General features: G+C 45.4%; 3 protein-coding genes. All 3 read right to left on the bottom strand.

The features are described 5' to 3' along the window. Window positions 1–224: 224 nt before the first annotated feature. The gene (locus ACFXNW_RS30010; RefSeq protein ID WP_376322298.1) at window positions 225–1,010 is read right to left on the bottom strand and encodes a glucosaminidase domain-containing protein; all 786 of its coding nucleotides are present in this window, start codon (window positions 1,008–1,010) and stop codon (window positions 225–227) included. Continuing rightward, window positions 1,007–1,225 carry a hypothetical protein gene (locus ACFXNW_RS30005; protein WP_376642732.1) on the bottom strand — a complete coding sequence of 73 codons (219 nt, stop codon included), beginning with the start codon at window positions 1,223–1,225 and terminating at the stop codon, window positions 1,007–1,009. The genes ACFXNW_RS30010 and ACFXNW_RS30005 overlap by 4 nt, the downstream gene beginning before the upstream one ends. Before the next feature lie 13 nt (window positions 1,226–1,238). Further along, on the bottom strand, window positions 1,239–1,615 hold a 377-nt coding region (locus tag ACFXNW_RS30000), incomplete at its 5' end, for a hypothetical protein (RefSeq protein WP_379421173.1).

Genomic DNA, 1,615 nt, shown 5'->3' with positions numbered 1-1,615 from the left:
GAGAGGTACGATTCTTGCCGCTAAATTCACTGATTTTCCTTGACAATCCCACATTTCTGTGCTAATTAACATGTCACCCGGGAACTGTCAATAATAAAAAATCCCGCCGGATATTTTTCCAGCGGGTTGTGTCTCGGGCGTGACTCTATTGTTACAGATAGAATAGAAGTCTTCCGCGGCTCCTATTCTACTTAATTTTAACAAATGTTAGTATATATTGTAAATTATTTCACCCTTAACCGTTGACCGACATAAATCTTATTCGCATCCGGGATACGATTAACTGTGGTCAATGTCTTAACGGACACACCGAATTTCTTACCAATTTTCGTCAGGTTGTCGCCCGCCTTTACGGTGTAGAATGTACCGCCGGATGGTGCGGCTCCTGATACCTTCAGGACTTGACCAACACGAATCATATTAACATCTTTAATACCGTTCACTTTCGCCAACTCCTTCACTGACGTATTATATTTCTTTGCAATTGCTGTCAATGTGTCACCCGCCTTAACGGTATATGTCGAGCCGGACGACTTGGCAGGTTTCGCCTTCACTGCGGCTTTGTTCCCGACCTTATCGTATTTCGTCAGCCCGTGGGCTTCGATTGTGGCGATAAGCTTCTTCGCATAGTTCGGGTCTGTCGCATATCCACCCTTTTGGATGGCGGCACAAGCTTGTACATAGTTCGTTTCCCCGACAACAGCCTTATAACGGTCAAGACGGTTATAGAGGTTCACAAGGTCTATGATAGAATCGCGAACAGACTTATACGCCCGGAACCCTGCTTTGATTGTTTTATCGACCCCGTTTAAAACCTCCCACGTGCCCATATGAACGGTTCCAGCGTTCCCGATACCTTTTATACCAAACAGGTTATTTGCACGCGTAGCAAGCCCGGATTTGCCCCAATTTGACTCATGTATGGCTTGTGCTGTGATAACTGAAGGTAAAACTCGACTTACACCGTATAATTTTTGTGCTTCACTTGCAACATTCTCCATGAAACTCATTCTTTTACACTCTCCCTCATTTGTTGTCTCATTTCATTTATTTGTTCGTCTGAAGCGGATTCAATCCATAGTTTTCTATCCTTCTGAAATTGCGCCCGCCAATATCCCGGCGGCTGTACGGTTGTCGCATTATCCGGTACGGAATCAGCCGGAACAATTTCAGGATAGTCGAAGATGAAATCCGAATCATATACGAATACTTGTATCATTTCCATTGCTCCAACCCTCCTAGTAAGGCACTGCCGCGTCTAATGACCAACTGGACACGGCGGACTGATTGTTTCCTGAAAAGCCGACAAACGCCAGTTTACCGTCAGTGTTGATATAAAATTTTGTGAAGCCTGTCGTTCCGTATGCTGTTGCCATGACCGCCTTTTTGTCTGACGGTGAATATGACGCGGGCAATTGTGCAAAGTCAACGCCGAGGTCACACGCCACGTCACCTTTTAGCATGAGGATGTTTCCCCAGCGGGTATACTGCGGTGTTCTTCCTGACGCCTTTGCTCCATTCCATAACGGAAGGTTATACCATGTGAGCGCCATAAAATCATTTTGTGTAAACAGCTGTCGCCAACCCCTGAATACATTGTCAGTGTGTATAACAC

This window comes from Nocardia sp. NPDC059180 (genome assembly GCF_042754945.1).
Classification (GTDB): domain Bacteria; phylum Actinomycetota; class Actinomycetes; order Mycobacteriales; family Mycobacteriaceae; genus Nocardia.
The sequence above is the reverse complement of the archived record's forward strand: the minus strand, read 5'-3'. Positions and strand labels throughout refer to the sequence as shown.